Origin of the sequence: Zoogloea sp., assembly GCF_041908905.1 — a bacterium.
Lineage (GTDB): Bacteria > Pseudomonadota > Gammaproteobacteria > Burkholderiales > Rhodocyclaceae > Zoogloea.
Map to the genome: position 1 here is coordinate 1 of NZ_JAYREK010000017.1, position 16838 is coordinate 16838.

At 71.4% G+C, this 16838-nt stretch carries 14 protein-coding genes and 1 pseudogene; 6 read left to right on the plus strand and 9 right to left on the minus strand.

Going from position 1 to position 16838, the window contains the following annotated elements; genetic code table 11:
• The 3 genes and pseudogenes from ACE3OU_RS10795 to ACE3OU_RS10805 form a co-directional block, all read right to left on the minus strand.
• Positions 1-397, minus strand: a pseudogene (locus ACE3OU_RS10795) (hypothetical protein); the annotation flags it as partial.
• A 130-nt stretch (positions 398-527) separates the two neighbouring features.
• Positions 528-1220, minus strand: coding sequence for a lipoprotein-releasing ABC transporter ATP-binding protein LolD (lolD, locus tag ACE3OU_RS10800; RefSeq protein ID WP_374241566.1), 693 nt, complete (start codon positions 1218-1220; stop codon positions 528-530).
• A complete protein-coding gene (locus tag ACE3OU_RS10805; RefSeq protein ID WP_374241567.1) occupies positions 1213-2466 on the minus strand; it encodes a lipoprotein-releasing ABC transporter permease subunit in 1254 nt (417 codons plus the stop codon). The genes lolD and ACE3OU_RS10805 overlap by 8 nt, the downstream gene beginning before the upstream one ends.
• A gap of 215 nt (positions 2467-2681) precedes the next feature.
• Here ACE3OU_RS10805 and ACE3OU_RS10810 point away from each other — a divergent pair, with 215 nt between their 5' ends.
• The 3 genes from ACE3OU_RS10810 (at position 2682) to recJ (ending at position 6968) form a co-directional block, all read left to right on the plus strand.
• Complete coding sequence (locus ACE3OU_RS10810) at positions 2682-4166, plus strand: SH3 domain-containing protein (protein WP_374241568.1); 1485 nt, start codon at positions 2682-2684, stop codon at positions 4164-4166.
• A gap of 88 nt (positions 4167-4254) precedes the next feature.
• Positions 4255-5280 carry a hypothetical protein gene (locus tag ACE3OU_RS10815; protein ID WP_374241569.1) on the plus strand — a complete coding sequence of 342 codons (1026 nt, stop codon included), beginning with the start codon at positions 4255-4257 and terminating at the stop codon, positions 5278-5280.
• Positions 5277-6968 (plus strand): single-stranded-DNA-specific exonuclease RecJ, encoded by a 1692-nt coding sequence (gene recJ, locus ACE3OU_RS10820; RefSeq protein WP_374241570.1) that lies wholly within the window; start codon positions 5277-5279, stop codon positions 6966-6968. Before ACE3OU_RS10815 ends, recJ begins: the two co-directional genes overlap by 4 nt.
• Positions 6969-7093: 125 nt before the next feature.
• Here recJ and ACE3OU_RS10825 read toward each other — a convergent pair whose 3' ends face one another.
• The 6 genes from ACE3OU_RS10825 to ACE3OU_RS10850 all read right to left on the minus strand — a co-directional run bounded on the left by ACE3OU_RS10825 (position 7094) and on the right by ACE3OU_RS10850 (position 11134).
• Positions 7094-7477 carry an RNA recognition motif domain-containing protein gene (locus tag ACE3OU_RS10825; RefSeq protein ID WP_374241571.1) on the minus strand — a complete coding sequence of 128 codons (384 nt, stop codon included), beginning with the start codon at positions 7475-7477 and terminating at the stop codon, positions 7094-7096.
• A gap of 134 nt (positions 7478-7611) precedes the next feature.
• Positions 7612-7884, minus strand: coding sequence for a cytochrome C oxidase subunit IV family protein (locus tag ACE3OU_RS10830; RefSeq protein ID WP_374241572.1), 273 nt, complete (start codon positions 7882-7884; stop codon positions 7612-7614).
• A gap of 14 nt (positions 7885-7898) precedes the next feature.
• Complete coding sequence (locus ACE3OU_RS10835) at positions 7899-8516, minus strand: cytochrome c oxidase subunit 3 family protein (RefSeq protein WP_374241573.1); 618 nt, start codon at positions 8514-8516, stop codon at positions 7899-7901.
• Positions 8517-8671: 155 nt separating this feature from the next.
• Positions 8672-9259, minus strand: a complete 588-nt coding sequence (locus tag ACE3OU_RS10840) for an antibiotic biosynthesis monooxygenase (protein ID WP_374241574.1) — start codon at positions 9257-9259, stop codon at positions 8672-8674.
• A gap of 100 nt (positions 9260-9359) precedes the next feature.
• Positions 9360-10796: an NAD-dependent succinate-semialdehyde dehydrogenase gene (locus tag ACE3OU_RS10845; RefSeq protein WP_374241575.1), complete on the minus strand. Its 1437-nt coding sequence runs from the start codon at positions 10794-10796 to the stop codon at positions 9360-9362.
• A 98-nt stretch (positions 10797-10894) separates the two neighbouring features.
• The gene (locus ACE3OU_RS10850; RefSeq protein WP_374241576.1) at positions 10895-11134 is read right to left on the minus strand and encodes a hypothetical protein; all 240 of its coding nucleotides are present in this window, start codon (positions 11132-11134) and stop codon (positions 10895-10897) included.
• A 146-nt stretch (positions 11135-11280) separates the two neighbouring features.
• Between ACE3OU_RS10850 and ACE3OU_RS10855 the strand changes: the two genes are divergently transcribed.
• The 3 genes from ACE3OU_RS10855 to ACE3OU_RS10865 all read left to right on the plus strand — a co-directional run bounded on the left by ACE3OU_RS10855 (position 11281) and on the right by ACE3OU_RS10865 (position 16836).
• Entirely contained in the window at positions 11281-12204 is a 924-nt protein-coding gene (locus tag ACE3OU_RS10855) for a LysR family transcriptional regulator (protein ID WP_374241577.1), read from the plus strand.
• Between the two features lie 130 nt (positions 12205-12334).
• Positions 12335-14014 (plus strand): FecR domain-containing protein, encoded by a 1680-nt coding sequence (locus ACE3OU_RS10860; protein ID WP_374241578.1) that lies wholly within the window; start codon positions 12335-12337, stop codon positions 14012-14014.
• Positions 14011-16836 carry an EAL domain-containing protein gene (locus ACE3OU_RS10865; protein ID WP_374241579.1) on the plus strand — a complete coding sequence of 942 codons (2826 nt, stop codon included), beginning with the start codon at positions 14011-14013 and terminating at the stop codon, positions 16834-16836. Before ACE3OU_RS10860 ends, ACE3OU_RS10865 begins: the two co-directional genes overlap by 4 nt.
• Positions 16837-16838: the final 2 nt, after the last annotated feature.

The following is a 16838-nucleotide window of genomic DNA, read 5'->3' on the forward strand; positions in this document are numbered from 1 at the left end:
ACGAGGAACAACAACGCGAGCGCAGCATCGCCGCGCTAAAACGCCGAGCAGCCACGCTCGGATTCCAGATCAACCCCATCGGGACCGCTGCATGAAAACCGCCCTGGCTATTTTTGTTTCTTGAGAGAAGCGGGCGCATGGCTTCGTTGCCGCTCAGCACGCCGGACGACAGGCCGCGGTGCTGCTGGAGCAGCTGGATCACCTTGAGCACGCGGGGCAGACGCTCACTGGCATCCAGCTCCTTCTCGGCATAGGCGATGCTCTCCCGCAACGACAGGGCCAGCTGGAACAGAAGCGCGCCGACCACCAGCAGGGCGATCAGCCCGAGCAGGACAAACTTGACCGGGAAACGCAGCCGATTGAGCAGCAGGATCGCAGGGGCAAATAGTACTTTCATGGGATCTCCGACAGGGGGGCTGCACCGAATGTGAAAAAGTTTTCAGCTTATCGACCGCCCTGCCGGTGAACTTGAGGGCTCCCCGCCACGATAAACCCGCAGCGCTCGGCCCGCCCGGGACAGACGCCGCCTACCCCGCCAGCTCCCCGTCGCGCAGGTGCAGCACCCGGCTGGTCCGGCTGGCCAGCTGCGGGTCGTGGGTGACGATGACGAAGGCCGTGCCCTGCTCCTCGGCCAGCTCCAGCATCAGCGCGAACACCTTCTCGGCGGTCTGGCGGTCGAGGTTGCCGGTGGGCTCGTCGGCGAGCACGCAGGCCGGCCGGGTCACCAGCGCGCGGGCGATGGCCGCCCGCTGGCGCTCGCCGCCGGAAAGCTCGCCCGGCGTGTGCTCGAGGCGATGCCCGAGGCCCACCGCCTTCAGCGTCTCGGCGGCGCGGGCCAGGGCCTCCTCCCGCGGCAGGCGTCGCACGAAGAGCGGCATCGCCACGTTCTCGAGGGCCGAGAACTCGCCCAGCAGGTGGTGGAACTGGTAGATGAAGCCCAGCGACTCGTTGCGCAGGCGGCCCCGCTCGGCGTCGGAGATGGCCGAGAAGTCGCGGCCGAGCAGCTTCACCTCGCCCGCCGAGGGCACGTCCAGCCCGCCCAGCAGGTGCAGCAGCGTGCTCTTGCCCGAGCCCGACGAGCCGATCACCGAAACCCGCTCGCCCCGCGCCACCGACAGGCTGACGCCGCGCAGCACGTCCACCGCGTCGGCCCCCTCGCGGAACGACTTGGACAGGCCCCGGCACTCGATCACCGGCCGATCCATCGGCACATCACTCATAACGCAGGGCCTCCGCCGGGTTGAGCCGCGACGCGCGCCAGCTCGGATAAAGGGTCGCCACCAGCGTGAGCACGAAGGAGACGCTGGAGATCGCGATCACGTCGGCCCACTGCAGCTCGGAGGGCAGGTCGGAGATGTAGTAAACATCCTTGGCCAGGAACTGGATGCCGAAGGCCCGCTCGATGGCCGGCACCACCACGTCGATGTTGAGGGCCAGCGAGACCCCGCCGAGCACCCCGAGCCCCAGTCCGATCAGGCCGATCAGCGCCCCCTGGATCACGAAGATGGCCATGATCGAGCCCGGGCTCGCGCCCAGGGTGCGCAGGATCGCGATGTCGGCCTGCTTGTCCTGCACCGCCATCACCAGCGTGGACACGATGTTGAAGGCCGCCACCGCGACGATCAGCAGCAGGATGATGAACATCACGTTCTTCTCGATCTGGACGGCGCGGAAGAAGTTGGCGTGGCTCCTGGTCCAGTCGGAGATCAGGGTGTCGGCGTCCACATACTGCATCAGCTCGCGGGCCACCCGCGGCGCGGCGAAGAGGTCGTCGAGCTTGAGGCGCACGCCGGAGACGCGGTCTTCCATGCGGTAGAGCGCCTGGGCGTCCTGCAGGTGGATGAGCGCCAGGCTGGAGTCGTACTCGAACATCCCCACCTCGAAGATGCCCACCACCGTGAACTGCTTGAGCCGCGGCAGGATCGCCGCCGGCGTGACGAGGCCCTGGGGCGCGATCAGGGTCACCTTCTCGCCCGGGCCCACCCGTAGCGCCCGTGCCAGGTCGGCCCCCAGCACGATGCCGAAGGTGCCCGGCTGCAGATCGTCAAAGCGGCCAAAGCGCATGTGCTTGGCGAAGTCGGCCACCTTGTCCTCGGCATCCGGCAGCACGCCGCGGACCAGCGTGCCGCGCACGGTCTGGTCGAAGGACAGCATGCCCTGGGCCTGCACGAAGGGCGCCGCGGCGCGCACCTGCGGGTGTCTGGCCGCATCGTCGGCGACCCGCTGCCAGTTGGACAGCTCGCCGTCGAAGCCGGAGATCTGCACATGGGACGCGACGCCCAGGATGCGCGTGCGCAGCTCGGTCTGGAAGCCGTTCATCACCGACAGCACGACGATCAGCGCCGCCACGCCGAGGGCAATGCCCAGCATCGAGACCAGCGAAATGAAGGATATGAAGCGATTGCGGCCCTGCGCCCTCCGCCTGGAGCGGGTGTAGCGCAGCCCGACGAGGAATTCGTAGGACATCAGCAATGAACCGTGAGCGCCCGGGAAGGCACGAGGCCGCATTGTGCCGGAGTTGGGCAGCGCTGGGTATCTCGCCCGCCGCGACGGCGGCACGGGTGTCAGCCCTGTCACGCCGACGCCATGACTCCGGGTGACAACTTTGCAAATCATTGTCATGCTGCCACAAAACACTCCGGCCCCCGTGGCCGCCTCCTTCGTACGCGCCGAAAGCCCCCATGACCCTCAGGTTACGCCTCGCCCTCGCCGTGGCCTTGCTGGCCGCGAGCCCCGTCACCCGCGCCCAGACCGCCACCGTCACCCACGCCAGCGCCCTGCGCGAACACCCGGACAACAGCGCCCGCAGCATCATGGAAGTGCACCGGCGGGCAAGCGTGCGCATCCTCGAAACCCGCCGCGACTGGATCAAGGTCGAAGCCGACGGCCTGCGCAGCGGCTGGCTCCCCGAGCGCGACCTGGACATCGGCGCCGGCGAGGCCTTTGTCGCCCTGCAGACGCCCCCGGCCCCGCCCGCCGCCATCGAGCTGCCCCGCGTGCAGCCGCGCAGCCAGCCGCGCGCCTCCCATCACGCGTTGCTGCTGCCCGTCGGCGGCAGCGCGGACAACGCCACCGACGCGAACGCCATCGCCCGCCTGATGGGCGTACCCGACGCCAACATCCAGCAACCGCCCCCCGAGGGCCTCGCCACGCCCGACGGGCTGCGCGAGGCCCTGGCCCGCTTCGACGCCCGCGTCGGCCCGGGCGACCGGGCCTTCATCTACCTCGCCGGCCCGGGTGGCCCTTGCGCCGAGGGCGTGCTCACCGCCTCCCGCCAGACCTTCGGCGTCGACGAGCTGGCGCGCCACGCCGGTCTCCTCGCCCGCAAGGCCGGACGGCTGGTGGTGGTCACCGACATCGCCGCGGGCGGCGCGGGGGCCTGCCGCGGCGAGGCCCGACCGCGCTTCCCGGCCGGCCACAACATGCTGGTGATCCGCGCCGGCGGCAGGCACGAAGACGGCGCGAGCGGCATCGCCACCCGGGCACTGCGCGCCTGCCTCGACGGCAGCGCCCCGCTGGAGAGCCGCAGCGGACTGCCGGGCGGCGAGGACTGGCGCCGCTGCGCCCAGCAGCAACTCGACCCGCGCACCGGCGGGCGCCTGCAGCTGAGCCTCGCCGGCAACCCGGCCCTGGCGCCAGCCCCGGCACAGGCGCCGGTCGGCGGCGCCGTCCAGCCGGCCGACCTGCTCGAAGCCCTGCACGCCCAGCGCAGCGAGGCGCGGCGGGTCAGCGCCACCCTCGCCAGCAGCATCGTGCCCGAGGGCGGGGCGCGTCGCCTCATCGTGACCGGCCCGGAGGGCGGCCACCTCTACGTGCTGGGCACCCACAACGGCGCGTTCACCCTGCTCCATCCGGGTGCCGCCTCCAGCGTCGAGCGCTTCGGCGGCCAGGCCACCGTCCCGCTGCCGCCGGGCCGGCTGCGCGTCCTCGCCCTCGTCACCGACGCGCCGCGCAACTTCCTGCGGGCCGGCTTCGGCGGCAACGGCACCTACGCCATCGCCCCCGCCGACGGACGCACCCTGCGCGACCTGCCGCTGGAGGTCATCGACGGCGACAACAGCCCCGCCTGCACCCGCAGCGAAACCCGCAACATGGGCCCGGAGCAGGCCCGGCGCTGCTCGACGGCCTTCGGCTCGGCCCTCGTCGACCTGCCGGCGGACCCCTGAGCCGCAGCGGGGGGCGCCCCGTGATAGACTCGCGGCCGGTTTTTTGTTTGCCGATCCGGCACTTACCTGCCCTTCAGGTCGCCCGCCCATGCAGTTTCACCTCGTCTTGCCCGGCCTCGGCTGGGCCGCCGGCCCGTCGGCCGCCCAGCCCGAGCTGCCCGCCCTCGCCGCCCTGCTCGGCCATGCGCAACACCGCTGGCTGCCGGCGACGGCCCCCGAACCCTGGCTCGCCGGGCGTTTCGGGCTGGCCTCCACCCGGCTCCCCTACGCCGCCCTGCGCCGCGCCGGCGAAGCCACGCCCTCCCGGGCCGACACCCACTGGCTGTGCGCCGACCCGGTGCATCTGCGCTTCGCCCGCGAGCACCTGATCCTCACCGACGCCGGCACGCTCGCCGTCCGCCGCGACGAAGCCGACACCCTCATCGCCGGCCTCAACGAGACCTTCGCCGACATCGGCCGCTTCGAGGCGCCGACGCCCGAGCGCTGGTACCTGGCCCTGGCCGACGAACCGCAGCCCTTCTTCCACCCCCTGGCCGACGTCAATGGCCGGCCGGTACAGCTCTTCATGCCGGAGGGCAACGACATCGCGCGCTGGGCCCGCCTCTCCAACGAGATCGAGGTGTGGCTCTACAACCACCCGGTCAATGCCGCCCGCGAGGCCGCCGGCCAGCGCACCATCAACGGCGTATGGCTGTGGGGCGCCGGCCCCCAGGGCATGCCGCTCAAGGCCCCGGCCCCCCACGTCCAGGCCGACACGCCGGTGACCCGCGGCCTGGCCCACCAAGCCGGCGCCAGCCTGAGCCCGGCCGACCGCTTCCGCCCACCGGCCGGCGACGGCTTCGCTCATGTGGACCACCTCCACCTGCCGGCCCTGCACCATGACGCCGACGCCTGGCGGGCCGCCCTCGAGCGCATCGAGCGCGACTGGTTCGCGCCGCTCCTCGCCGCCCTCAAGGCCAAGCGGATCCGCCGCCTGCTGATCAGCGCCCCCGGCGACAAGCACAGCCTCGAGATTTCGGTCGAAGCCGGCGGCTTCTGGAAGTTCTGGCGCAAGCCCAGGCCCCTCGCCGCCCTGCTCGCCACCGCCCCGCAAGCCCAAGCCCAGAATCCATGACCCGCATCCTGCCCCGCCCGGCGCCTGCCCGCGCCGTGACCCGCCTGATCGAGGCCGGCACCCACCCGCTCCTCGCCCGCATCTACGCCGCCCGCGGCATCGAGAGCCGCGACGAGCTCGACTACAGCCTCAAGTCGCTGCTCCCGCCGGCCCGCCTGAAGGGCGTCGAGGACGCCGCCCGCCTGCTCGCCGACGCCATCGAGGCCGGCGCGCGGATGGTCATCGTCGCCGACTACGACTGCGACGGCGCCACCGCCTGCGCGGTGGGCATCCGCGCGCTGCGGGCCTTCGGTGCGGAGGTCGGCTACCTCGTGCCCAACCGCTTCGAATACGGCTACGGCCTCACCCCGGCCATCGTCGAGCTGGCCATGGGCCTCGAACCCGAGGTGCTGATCACCGTCGACAACGGCATCGCCAGCGTCGAGGGCGTCGCCGCCGCGCGGGACCACGGCATCGCCACCGTCATCACCGACCACCACCTGCCCGGCGACGACCTGCCCGAGGCCGACGTGATCGTGAACCCCAACCAGCCCGGCTGCGACTTCCCGAGCAAGGCGCTGGCGGGCGTCGGCGTGATGTTCTACACCATGCTCGCCCTGCGCGCCGAGCTGCGCGAGCGCGGCGCCTTCGCGGGCAAGGCCGAACCCAACCTGGCCGAGCTGCTCGACCTGGTGGCGCTGGGCACCGTCGCCGACGTGGTCAGGCTCGACCACAACAACCGCATCCTGGTCGCCCAGGGCCTCCAGCGGATGCGCGCCGACCGTATGCAGCCGGGCATCCGCGCCCTGTTCGCGGCGGCCGGCCGCGACGCCAGCCGGGCCACCACCTTCGACATGGGCTTCGCCCTCGGCCCGCGCCTCAACGCCGCCGGCCGCCTGGCCGACATGTCGCTGGGCATCGAGTGCCTGATCACCGACGACATGGGCCGCGCTCTCAACATCGCCCAGGAGCTCGACAGCCTCAACCGCGAACGCCGCGCCATCGAGGCCGACATGCAGCAGGAGGCCATGGCCGGGCTCGAGCACCTCGACCCGGGCAGCCGCGCCAGCCTGACCCTCTTCGAGCCCGAGTGGCACCAGGGCGTGATCGGCATCCTGGCCGGCCGGATCAAGGAGAAGTTCCACCGCCCGACCATCGCCTTCGCCCGGGGCAACGACGGCGAGATCAAGGGCTCGGGGCGCTCCATCCCCGGCCTGCACCTGCGCGACGCGCTGGATCTGGTCACCAAGCAGGCGCCGGACCTCATCCTGCGCTTCGGCGGCCACGCGATGGCCGCCGGCCTGACGATCCGCGAGCACGACCTGCCCCGCTTCGAGGCGCTCTTCGAGGAGGTGGTGCGGAACCTGATCGACCCGGCCGACCTCACCCGCCGCCTCGAGACCGACGGCGCCCTCGAGGACAGCCTCTACAACCTCGAGACCGCCCGCCTGCTGGAGCGCGAAATCTGGGGCCAGGGCTTCGCCCCGCCGGTGTTCGACGACGTGTTCCGGGTCGAGAACCAGCGCATCCTCAAGGAAAAGCACCTCAAGCTGCAGCTGCGCAAGGGCAACACCCGCATCGACGCGATCCAGTTCAACAACGCCGAACCCGCCGCCCAGAACATCCACGCGGCCTTCCGGCTGGCGGTGAATGAATACAACGGGGTCGCCGGCGTCCAGCTGATGCTGGAGCACTTCGAGGCCGCCTGACGCCCCTCGGCGACCGGCGCAAAAAAACCCGCTCGCGCGGGTTTTTTTATTCGGCGCCCCCTCGACAGGGCTGATGCGGCCAACCGGGGGAAGCGTGGCGGCCGCCAGGACAGCCGCAGGCCGGGTCAGTAACGACCACCGCCGCCAAAACCACCGCCACTGCCGGGACCGCGCCGGCCGGCACCACCGCTGCCACCGAAGCCACCCGAACCACCACCCGGGCCGCGGCGACCGCCACCACCAAAGCCACCGCTGCGGGGCTCCGGCGGGCGGGCTTCGTTAACCGTGAGGTTGCGGCCGTCCATGTTCTTGCCGTTGAGCGCGGCGATGGCCGCCTGCGCCTCCTGCTCCGACCCCATCTCGACGAAGCCGAACCCCTTCGAACGGTTGGTCTCGCGATCCATGATCACCTGCGCCGACAGCACGGCGCCGAAGCCGGCGAACATCTCTTCAAGGCGGCTCTTGTCCACGCTGTAGGCAAGGTTGCCCACATAAAGCTTAGTACCCAATTGACGCGCTCCATTTGTGAAAGGCGGCCAGGAAGAGGTCCGCTAAACCACACAATAGCAAGGCATTTCGGCAACGTCGAATGTTTTTGCCCGTTTTGACAAGGCCCGGGGCGGCGGCTCCGGCTGCCCCCGGCTCAGGCCGCCAGCCAGCTCGCGCCGCCGGCCACCAGGATCAGCGCCGGGATCACCACGAAATACATGCGCATCGCGGCGCGCAGGCGCGAGCCCTGGCCGACGAGCCCCATGTAGTGGCGGATCACCAGCAGCCCCTTGACCGCCACGATGAGCGCCACCAGCAGGGCGGTGGCGGGCGCCGGCCAGCCCTCCTCGCCGAGCCAGGCGCTGCCCAGGGTCAGCGTCACCAGCGCCAGCCACACCAGGGTGATGCGTTGTTCCCGTGTCCTCATGGTCTGGCCCTCCCTCAGCGCAACACGTAGAGCAGCGGAAAGATCACGATCCAGGCTAGGTCGGTGGCGTGCCAGTACAGCGTGGCCGCCTCGAGGCCCTCGTGGTCGTCGGCGCTGTAGGCACCGAAGGCATTGCGCAGGATGACCCAGATCAGGCCCAGGCAGCCCCACACCACGTGCACCAGGTGATTGAAGGTGAGGTAGTAGTACATGGCCACGAAGCTGTTGCCGGTGCCGACGACGCCATGCTCGACGTTCCAGTTGAACTCCCAGGCCTTGATGCCCAGAAAGGCGAGGCCGCCGATGAGGGTGAGGATCAGCCAGTTGCCGGCACGGCGCCGGTCGTTGCGCTGGATCGCCAGCAGGGCCCGCACGGCACAGTAGCCGCTGGTCAGCATCACCACGGTGTTGGCCACGCCGCAGGCGGTGTACAGCATCGCCGGCCCGCGCTGGAAGTCTTCCGGGTGGCTGTGCTTGAACCAGGCGTAGGCAAGGAACATCAGCGCGAACTCGGTGAGCTCGCACAGGATGCCCACCCAGATGCCCCGGTTGCCGGGCACCTGGCCCTCGAGCTCCGTCGATGGCGGCCCCATCGACCCGATCGCGCCCATCGGCTTCATTGCCAGCTCCATCGTGCCTGCTCCTGTAGGGGGGTGTCCGCGGAGGATGCGGACCACCCATCACATACCCTACCGCTTTATCGGAACACGCTGGGCGGCAAATTTTTCCGTCGTTTGACGGTTGTCAAGGAGCGCGTTTTTGCCCGGCGGGGCGCCCCGCCGGAAGGTCACTTCTTGGCGTGGGGGTTCAGGAAGCCCCGCATCCAGCGGGTGAGGCGCGGCATCACGACCCAGGTCATGGTCATCACGATCAGCGCGGTGAGCAGGGCCGTGCGCGGCAGGAAGGGCAGCCCCTGAAGGTAGGGCAGCACGAAATACAGGAAGAAGGACACCGTGGGGAAGATGCCCAGCCAGGTCACCAGCGCCATCCGGGCGCGGGGCGGATGCATCGACGCCGGCACCACCGCCGGCGCGAACCAGGCCTCGAGGCCCGACAGGCTGCGGTACTCGGGCTCGGCCTCGGCCACCTCGCGCATGCGGGCATGGATCGCCGAGCGGGCCGGGCAGGCGTCCCAGGCCGCCAGGTCGGCCTCGGAGGCAAAGTTGACCACCACCTGATAGTCGCCACCCGGCGCCTCGGGGGGCAGCAGGTCGGCCGCCAGGAAGCCCTTGCTGGCCCGCATCTGGCCGAACATCTCGCGGACGAGCGCCTCGTAGGCGGCCTCCTGGCCCGGCCGGGCGCGCCGGCGGGCGATGCGGGTCACGTGGCCGGGCATGGCCGGCGCCGAAGCGGCGATGGGTTTGCTGGGTTCCATTTTTGGGGCGATCAAAAGGGGGTACGGGGTTGTACGAAGGGAGGGTTCCGCCCGGAGCCGGGGGCCCGCCGACAAGGCCGGCAGCCCCCCGGTGCAGGGCTTACACGTTGGCGATCGAGACCGCGCGGCTGTTGAGGTAGGGCTCGAGGGCTTCCGGGCCGCCCTCGGAGCCGTAGCCGGAATCCTTCACGCCGCCGAAGGGCATCTCGGGCAGCGGCAGCGCCGGCTGGTTGATCCACAGCATGCCGGCCTCGACGCGCTGGCTCAGCAGGTGGGCGTTCTTCAGCGAACGGGTGAAGGCGTAGGCGGCCAGGCCGTAGGGCAGGCGGTTGGCCTCGGCGATGGCTTCCTCGAGGGTGTTGAAACCGCGGATCGCCGCCACCGGGCCAAAGGGCTCGTCGTTGAAGACCCTGGCGTCGAGGGGCACGTCGGTGATCACCGTGGGGGCGAAGAAGTTGCCCTGCTCGCCCAGGCGGACACCGCCGGCGACCACCGTGGCGCCGCGTTGCACGGCGTCTTCAAGCAGGCTGGTCATAGCCACGACGCGGCGCGGGTTGGCCAGCGGGCCCATCTGGGTGCCTTCGGCCAGGCCGTCGCCCACCTTAAGGGACTGGGCGTGGCGGGCCAGCGCGGCGGCAAAGTCGTTGCGGACGCTCTCGTGCACCAGGAAGCGGGTCGGCGAGATGCACACCTGGCCGGCATTCCGGAACTTGGCCGCGCCGGAGCTCTTGACGGCCAGTTCGAGGTCGGCATCTTCGGCGATGATCACCGGGGCGTGGCCGCCCAGCTCCATCGTGACGCGCTTCATGTGCTGGCCGGCCAGGGCGGCGAGCTGCTTGCCGACCACCGTCGAGCCGGTGAAGCTGACCTTGCGGATCACCGGATGGGGGATCAGGTAGCTGGAGATCTCGGCCGGGTTGCCATACACCAGGCCGACCACGCCGGCCGGCACACCGGCATCGACGAAGGCGCGCAGCAGCGCGGCGGGCGCAGCCGGGGTCTCCTCGGCGGCCTTGACGAGGATCGAACAGCCGGTGGTCAGCGCCGCCGACACCTTGCGCACGGCCTGGTTGATCGGGAAGTTCCACGGCGTGAAGGCGGCCACCGGGCCCACCGGGTCCTTCACCACCATCTGGCGCACCGCCGGGTTGCGGCTCGGCACGAGGCGGCCATAGACGCGCAGGCCCTCGTCGGCGAACCACTCGATGATGTCGGCCGCCGCCATCGTCTCGATCTTCGCTTCGGCCAGGGGCTTGCCGTTTTCCTGGGTCAGGACGGCGGCGATGCTGTCGGCGCGCTCGCGGACCAGGGCAGCGGCGCGGCGCATGGTGCGGGCCCGCTCGATGGCCGGCACGTCGCGCCAGGCCTCGAAGCCCTTCTGGGCCGCGGCCAGCGCCCGGTCCAGGTCGGCGACACCGGCGTGGGCGACGCGGCCGATCTCGGCACCGGTGGCCGGGTTGAAGACGGGCAGCGTGCGCCCGTCGGCGGCATCCTGCCATTCGCCATTGATCAGCAACTGGGTGTTCGGGTAGCTCATTCGGCAATCCTTTCCGGTGGGGGTTGATTCAGCCGCCGATTGTCGGGCATCCGTCGCCGGCCGGTCCAGCACAACCGCGGTGGCTCGGACGCAGCCACTCAGGCCGGGCAGTTGCCCCGTCCCAGCTGGCCGAGGGACTTCTTGAGGCTGCCGATCACCTCGCTCAGCACCCGGTGCTGGCTGTGCCAGATGGGGGCGGCGGCGATGGCCTGGTCGGCGGTCTTGAGGGCGTTGCGGAAGAGCGCGTTCTCGACGCGCAGGCGCTCGATCTCGTTGGCGGCCTGTTCGCGCAGGGCATTGTGGTCGGGGTTCACACGCAGGGTTTCGACGATGTCCATTTGCTTGTCCTCTCTTGCCGGGCCCGCCGCGCCCCGGGAGTCGGGAGGAAGGCGGCGGCCTCTGATATGGATTGCAGTCTAGGGTGGCACAACCTATATTTGAAATCGATTATCCATATCAGACCCATAATCACGGCAGATCACTCATGAACAAGCACCCCACCGACCTGCGCCGCATCGACCTCAACCTGCTGGTCTCGCTGGACGCGCTGCTCGCCGAATGCAACGTGACCCGCGCCGCCGAACGCCTCCACCTGAGCCAGCCGGCCCTGTCGGCGCAGCTCGCCAAGCTGCGGCAGATCTTCGGCGACCCGCTGCTGCTGCCCGCCGAGACCGGCCGCGGCATGACCCCGACGGCCCGCGCCCTGGCCCTCGCCGCCCCCCTCAGCTCGGCCCTCAAGGACCTCGAGGCGGTAGTCTGCCACCAGCCGAGCTTCGACCCCTTCACCGATGTGCGCACCTTCCAGGTGGCGGCCAACGACAACGCGATGACGGTGATCGGCCTGCCCCTCATCGAGAAGCTCTCCGCCCACGCCGGCCCCGGCGTGCGCATCGCCTTCCGCACCCCCGAGGTGGCGCTGATCGCCGGCCAGATGGAGCGCGGCGAGGTGGACCTGCTGATCGCCACCGAGCGCCTCGTGCCCGACACCATGAAGACCCGCCGGCTGATCGAGGGGCGCTTCGTGATGGCCCAACGCAAGGGCCACCCCCGCGGCAACGGCCCCCTCGACCTCGACGCCTACTGCGCGCTGCAGCACGTGCTCGTCGCCGAGATCGGCGGCCGCCTGAGCGGCTATGTGGACGAGGCCCTCGAGAAGATCGGCCGCCGGCGCAACGTGGTGCTTTCAGTCGAAAAATTCATGCTTGTACCCGAGATCCTGCGCAACTCCGACTACGTGTGCACCCTGCCCGCGACGCTGATGGCGCGCTTCGCCGGCGCCCTCGACATGTTCGAGCTGCCCTATGACGACAAGGGCTTCCGCCTCGGCCTCGCCTGGCATCCGCGTAACCATGCCGATCCAGCCGTCAGCTGGCTGCGCGAACTGGTGATCCGGCTGGTGCCGGGCTGAGCATGGCGTGTGGCATATGTATCAAGGGGTCAAGAAACCACCTTGCCGGGCCGATAACAATTGCGTAAAAAACCTTGCTCCTGGCATGGCCAGCGCGCTCCGCAAAATCGACACGCAAATAGGACACGACGTGCAGTTCCAGGCCCCTTCCAACCCCACGACCTCTTCCGCCCAACGCCCCGCCCCCCGCGCCCCGCTGCGCCATCGCCTCGCCGCCCTCGCCCTGCTCCTCGGCGCCGCCGGGCCCGGGATCGGCGGCGAAGACTTCATCTATGTGGTGCGCCCGGGCGACAGCCCCTGGAACATCACCACGCGCTACCTCAAGAGCCTCGAACACTGGCCGCGGCTCCAGCGCTACAACCGCATCCTGGCGCCCGAGGCGATCCCCACCGGCACCCAGCTGCGCATCCCCCTCGACTGGCTGCGCAGCCAGGCCCGCCCGGTGCGCATCGAAGATCTCCAGGGCCGGGTCGAGGTGGTCCACCGGGGCGTGCCCCGAGCGCTCGAGCGGGGGATGGCCGTCGCCGAGGGCAGCCTCCTGCGAACCGGCGCCGACGGCAGCCTCACGCTGCGCCTGCCCGACGGCAGCCGCAGCCTGCTCGGCCCGGATTCCGAACTGCGCCTCGATTCCGCCCGGCAACCCGCGATCGCCCCCGGTGGGCAGATCAGGATGGAGCTGCGCAGCGGCCACGTCGAGAACAAGGTCCCCGACAAGCGCAAGAGCGGCGGGCGCTTCATCATCGACACCCCGTCCGGCGTCACCGCGGTGCGCGGCACCCACTTCCGGGTCAGCGAAGCCGGCCAGGTGCTGCGCACCGAAACCCTCGAAGGCGAGGTCGAGCTCCGCAACCGGGCCGGCCGCAGCGTCATGAAGGCCGGCACCGGCGTCAGCGCCCCCGCCGGCCAGCCCCCCCGCGCAGCCAGGCCGCTGCTCCCCGCCCCCAGCCTGGACGGGCTGCCCGAGCGCATCGACCGCCTGCCGGTCAGCCTCGACCTGCCCGCCGTCGCCGGCGCGGTGCGCTACCGCACCCAGTTCGCGCCGGAGGCAGGCTTCTCGGTGATCGAGTCCGACCTGTCCGCCGCCCAGCCCCAGGCGCGCGCCCCGGCCGAGCTTCCCGACGGGGTCCACCGCATCCGCGTGCGGGCCGTCGCCGCGGACGGCCTCGAAGGCTTCGACGCCGAGCGCAGCATCCTTGTCGACGCCCGCCCCGAGCCCCCCTTCCCCAGCCAGCCGACCCCCGGCAGCAGCGTCGCCGAGGAGCGGCCGGCCTTCCGCTGGGCGCGCATCGCCGAGGCCAGCCGCTACCACTTCCAGCTCGCCAGCGATGCCGGCTTCAGGCAGCTCATCGTCGAGCGCGACGACCTCACCGACAACGGCGTCGAGCTGGCGGACGGCCTCGCGCCGGGAAGCTACTTCTGGCGCGTCGCCGTGACCACCGCCGCCGAAGGTCGCGGGCCGTTCTCCGACCCCCAGGGCTTCCGCCGCCCGCCCCCGGGCCCCCAGGCGGAGCCGCCCCGGCTGGGCGTCGGCACCCTCGAGCTGCGCTGGCGGGCCAGCGGCGCCGACCACCGCTATCAGGTTCAGCTGAGCACCGACCCATCGTTCGCCAGCCCCGAGCACGACCTCCAGACCGACACCCCCGCCCTGTCGATGACGCCCCCGTCCCCCGGCGTCCACCACGTGCGCATCCGCAGCCTCGAACCCGGCAATCCGCCGGGCCCGTGGGGCAAGCCGCAGCAGGTCGACATCCCGCGGGATTACTGGAAAGCGCTGCTGCTGGTGGTGCCCGCCCTCTTCCTGGTGCTGTGAACCCCACGTCGCGGATCCGCCGCTGGCTCCTGGCGCGCTGGGGCTGGCTGCTCGTCGCCCTCGCCGCCGCCCTGGCGGTGCTGGCCGAGCTGAGCGCCGTGGCGCGGGTCGACCTCCTGCTGTACGACGGCCTCGAAGCGCTGACCGCTCCCGCCCGGGCTCCGGCGGCGCAGGCGGTCATCGTCGCCGTCGACGAACGCAGCATCGCCGCGCTCGGGCGCTGGCCCTGGGATCGCGACCTCCACGGCCAGCTGCTCGACCGGCTCACCGACGCGGGCGCCGCCGCGGTGGGCATGTCCATCCTGTTCACCGAGCCCGGCAGCGGCGACCACCGGCTGGCGGCGGCCCTCGCCCGCTCCGGCCGCGTGAGCCTGCCGGTAGCCCCCGCCGAGGCCGACGACGGCGACGGCGTGCGGGCCCTCCTGCCGCTGCCGGGCCTGGCCGCCGCCGCCGCCGCCCTCGGTCATGTGGACGTGGAGCTCGACGCCGACGCCCTGGCCCGCCGGACCTTCCGCCAGGCCGGTGTCGGCGGCGCCGGCTGGCCGGCCCTGTCCCTGGCCGTCGCGGAAACCGTGCAGGCGGAACGCCCGCCCACGCCCGGCGCCGACGCGCCCGCCCACGCTTCGGCCCACCAGTGGGTGCGCGCCGGCGAGATGCTGCTGCCCTACCCCCGGCCCGGCGACACCCCGCCGGTCTACTCGTACATCGACATCCTCCGCGACCCGGCCCTCGCCGCCGGGCTGGCCGGCAAGGCCGTCTTCGTGGGTGCCGTGGCGGCGGGCCTGGATGCCGGGCTGGCCACCCCGGGCACCGCCAACGGACGCCCGATGCCCGCCGTCGAATTCCACGCCCGTGCCTACGAAGCGCTGATGAGCGGACGGGTCCACCACACCGCCAGCACCACCCTGACCCTGTCGGCAACCCTGCTCCTGCTGCTCCCGGCGATGGTCTTCCGTCCGACGCGGCGGGCGCTACGGATTCCCCTCGCCACCGGCGGGCTGCTGCTGCCCTTCGCCGCCAGCGGCGTGCTGCTCCGGGAGGCACAGGTGTGGGTGCCCCCCGCCGCGGCGACGGGGGGCCTCATCGCGGGGCACCTGCTGACGCTGGTGCTGCGCCTCGTGGACACCCGGCGGCACCTGCAGCGGGCCCACCGCCAGGCCGACGCCACCCTGCGCTCCATCGCCGACGGGGTGATCTCCGTCGATGGCAAGGGCGCCATCGTGTTCATGAACCCGGTGGCCGGGCGGCTGCTCGGCGCCAGCCTGGCCGAACTCGGCGGACAGCCGGTCGGCCCCCTGCTGGGCCGCTTCACCGCCGAAGCCTCCCGGCTCGGCCAGCTCCTCCGGCGCTGCCTCACCGACGGCAGGCAGGTCACGCTGCCCGCGCCCCTGGCCTGGACCAGCGCCGACGGCGCCCGCCACATGCTCACCCTGACCCTCACCCCCATCGCCAGCGACGAAGGCGGCGCGGTGCTGGCCTTCCACGACGTCACCGAGAGCGTCGCCTCCACCCAGCGGCTGCGCCACGAAGCCACCCACGACCCCCTCACCGGGCTGCCCAACCGCAGCCTGCTGCTCGACCGGCTGCAGCGGGCGATCGCCCGCAGTACCCGCGCGGGCAGCATGGTGGCGGTGCTGTTCATCGACCTCGACCGCTTCAAGCGCATCAACGACAGTCTCGGCCACCACTGCGGCGACCTCGTGCTGCAGAACGTGGCCCGCCGCCTCACCGCCGCGGTGCGCACCGAAGACACCGTGGCGCGCTGGGGCGGCGACGAGTTCATCGTCCTGCTCGACGGCCTCGCCGACCGCCACTCGGTCGCCACCATCGCCACCAAGATCCTCGAACTGCTCGACCGGGAGATCGAAGGCGTGGACGTGCACGGGCTGTCCCTCGCCTGCAGCATCGGCATCAGCCTCGGCCCCCAGGACAGCACCGACGCCGACGCCCTGCTGTCGATGGCCGACAAGGCGATGTACCGGGGCAAGGAGGACGGCGGACGGCGCTTCACCTTCTACGCCGCCGAGATGAACACCTGGTCGCGGGACCGGCTCAGCATCGAGAGCGCCCTGCGCGGCGCCCTCGCCAACGGCGAGTTCGAGCTGTTCTACCAGCCCCAGGTGTCGATCACCGGGCGGCGGCTGGTGGGCTTCGAGTCCCTGATCCGCTGGCGCCGCCCCGGCGTCGGCCTGGTCCCGCCCGACCAGTTCATTCCCGCCGCCGAGGAGAGCGGCCACATCCGCGCGATGGGCGAGTGGGTCGTCCGCGAAGCCGCCGCCCAGCTCGCCCGCTGGTCCGCCGAGGGCCTGCCGCTGGTGCCGGTGGCGGTGAACGTCTCCTCCCGCCAGTGCGCCGACATGGCGATCGTCGACACCATCCGCCACGCCCTCGCCGAGAGCCGCCTGGCCCCGCAGCTGCTCAAGATCGAGCTGACCGAGTCCACCGCCATGCACAAGCCGGACTTCGTCGCCGAGCTGCTCGCCCGGGTCGCCGAGCTGGGTGTCGGCGTGTCGGTGGACGACTTCGGCACCGGCTATTCATCCCTGTCCCATCTCAAGCGCTTTCCGGTCTCCGAGCTCAAGATCGACCGCAGCTTCGTGGCCGGCATCACCCACGCCGGAGACGACGCCGCCATCGTCCAGGGCACCATCGCCCTCGCCCACGGGCTGGGCAAGAGCGTCGTCGCCGAGGGCGTCGAAACCGCCGAGCAACTCGAGTTCCTCACCCGACTCGGCTGCGACACGGCCCAGGGCTGGCTGTTCTCCCGTCCCCTGCCGGCCGCCGAGGTGCGCGCCTGGCTCGCCCGCGCCCCCCTCGACTGACC

Bases quoted from the DNA above. Each gene is read 5' to 3' on its own strand.
- lolD (WP_374241566.1), bottom strand. From the start codon at position 1,220: ATGAGTGATGTGCCGATGGATCGGCCGGTGATCGAGTGCCGGGGCCTG.
- ACE3OU_RS10805 (WP_374241567.1), bottom strand. From the start codon at position 2,466: ATGTCCTACGAATTCCTCGTCGGGCTGCGCTACACCCGCTCCAGGCGG.
- ACE3OU_RS10810 (WP_374241568.1), top strand. From the start codon at position 2,682: ATGACCCTCAGGTTACGCCTCGCCCTCGCCGTGGCCTTGCTGGCCGCG.
- ACE3OU_RS10815 (WP_374241569.1), top strand. From the start codon at position 4,255: ATGCAGTTTCACCTCGTCTTGCCCGGCCTCGGCTGGGCCGCCGGCCCG.
- recJ (WP_374241570.1), top strand. From the start codon at position 5,277: ATGACCCGCATCCTGCCCCGCCCGGCGCCTGCCCGCGCCGTGACCCGC.
- ACE3OU_RS10830 (WP_374241572.1), bottom strand. From the start codon at position 7,884: ATGAGGACACGGGAACAACGCATCACCCTGGTGTGGCTGGCGCTGGTG.
- ACE3OU_RS10835 (WP_374241573.1), bottom strand. From the start codon at position 8,516: ATGGAGCTGGCAATGAAGCCGATGGGCGCGATCGGGTCGATGGGGCCG.
- ACE3OU_RS10840 (WP_374241574.1), bottom strand. From the start codon at position 9,259: ATGGAACCCAGCAAACCCATCGCCGCTTCGGCGCCGGCCATGCCCGGC.
- ACE3OU_RS10845 (WP_374241575.1), bottom strand. From the start codon at position 10,796: ATGAGCTACCCGAACACCCAGTTGCTGATCAATGGCGAATGGCAGGAT.
- ACE3OU_RS10850 (WP_374241576.1), bottom strand. From the start codon at position 11,134: ATGGACATCGTCGAAACCCTGCGTGTGAACCCCGACCACAATGCCCTG.
- ACE3OU_RS10855 (WP_374241577.1), top strand. From the start codon at position 11,281: ATGAACAAGCACCCCACCGACCTGCGCCGCATCGACCTCAACCTGCTG.